This window comes from Streptomyces sp. NPDC093801 (genome assembly GCF_040701585.1).
Taxonomy (GTDB): domain Bacteria; phylum Actinomycetota; class Actinomycetes; order Streptomycetales; family Streptomycetaceae; genus Streptomyces.
Genome location: NZ_JBFBDP010000116.1, coordinates 1 through 1,661 on the forward strand (window position 1 = coordinate 1; position 1,661 = coordinate 1,661).

Here is a 1,661-nt window from a genome sequence, read left to right on the forward strand (position 1 = left end):
TCTACGAGGGCGAGGTCCGCTACGCGCGCGACGCGTTCGAGGGCCTGCGGCTGATGGACGCGCTGATCGCCGTCAAGCGCGGCGTCCCCGGCGCCACCCTGCCCGAACTCAAGCAGCGCCGCGTTCCGCAGCGGGCCGCCGTCCTCGAGGTACGGGAACCGGAGGAGGCCGGCCGGTCCGACGTGGCCGTCGACAACCCGGTGCCCGCCCCGCCGTTCTGGGGAACCCGGGTCGTCAAGGGCATCCAGCTCAAGGAGTACGCGGGCTGGCTGGACGAGGGCGCGCTCTTCAAGGGCCAGTGGGGCCTCAAGGAAGCGGACTCGATCGAAGCCGAGGGCCGGCCCCGCCTGCGCGGCTGGCTGGACCGCATGCACACGGAACGGCTCCTCGAGGCGGCCGTGGTCCACGGCTACTTCCCCTGCGTCTCCAAGGGCGACGACCTGATCATCCTCGACGAGGACGGCGGTGAGCGGACCCGGTTCACCTTCCCGCGCCAGCGCCGGGGCCGCCGCCTGTGCCTGGCGGACTTCTTCCGCCCGGAGGAGTCCGGCGAGGTCGACGTCATCGGCCTCCAGGTCGTCACCGTCGGCTCGAAGATCGGCGAGGCCACGGCCAAGCTCTTCGCATCCGACTCCTACCGCGAGTACCTGGAGCTGCACGGCCTGTCCGTCCAGCTCGCCGAGGCCCTGGCCGAGTACTGGCACGCCCGCGTCCGCACCGAACTCGGCATCGCCGGAGCCGACCCGGCCGGTATGGAGGGCATGTTCCGTACCGAGTACCAGGGTTGCCGGTACTCCCTCGGCTACCCGGCCTGCCCCGAGCTCTCCGACCGCGCCAAGATCGCCGACCTCCTCCAGCCGGAGCGGATCGGCGTCCACCTCTCGGAGGAGTTCCAGCTCCACCCCGAGCAGTCCACCGACGCCCTAGTGGTTCACCACCCCGAGGCCGGCTACTTCAACGCGGGAGGCCGTCGATGACCTCCGCCGCCCCCGCACCTCTCCAAGGAGCACACCGCATGTCTGCCGCATTCACCGACTACAAGGTCGCCGACATCTCCCTCGCCGCCTTCGGCCGCAAGGAGATCACCCTGGCCGAGCACGAGATGCCGGGTCTGATGTCGATCCGCCGGGAGTACGCCGGGGCGCAGCCGCTGGCCGGCGCCCGCATCACCGGCTCCCTGCACATGACCGTGCAGACGGCCGTCCTGATCGAGACCCTGGTCGCGCTCGGCGCCGACGTCCGCTGGGTGTCCTGCAACATCTACTCGACGCAGGACCACGCCGCCGCGGCGGTCGCGGCCGCCGGGATCCCGGTCTTCGCCTGGAAGGGCGAGACGCTGGAGGAGTACTGGTGGTGCACGGAGCAGGCCCTGACCTGGCCCGGTCACGCCGGCCCGAACATGATCCTGGACGACGGTGGTGACGCCACCCTCCTCGTCCACAAGGGCGTCGAGTACCAGAAGGCCGGAGCCGTCCCGGACGCCTCCACCGCCGACAACGAGGAAATGGCCATCGTCCTGGGCCTGCTGGCGAAGACGGACATCGACTGGTCCGCCCTCGCCTCCGGGATCCGCGGCGTGACGGAGGAGACCACCACCGGTGTCCACCGCCTCTACGAGATGATGCAGGCCGGTGACCTCCTCTTCCCCGCGATCAACGTGA

Annotated in this window: 2 protein-coding genes; both read left to right on the plus strand. The window is 70.6% G+C overall.

The features are described 5' to 3' along the window. Positions 1-977: vitamin B12 dependent-methionine synthase activation domain-containing protein (locus AB0469_RS41140; protein WP_366456734.1), on the plus strand; the 977-nt coding region annotated here is incomplete at its 5' end. Positions 978-1,015: 38 nt separating this feature from the next. Further along, positions 1,016-1,661: adenosylhomocysteinase (locus tag AB0469_RS41145; protein WP_366456735.1), on the plus strand; the 646-nt coding region annotated here is incomplete at its 3' end.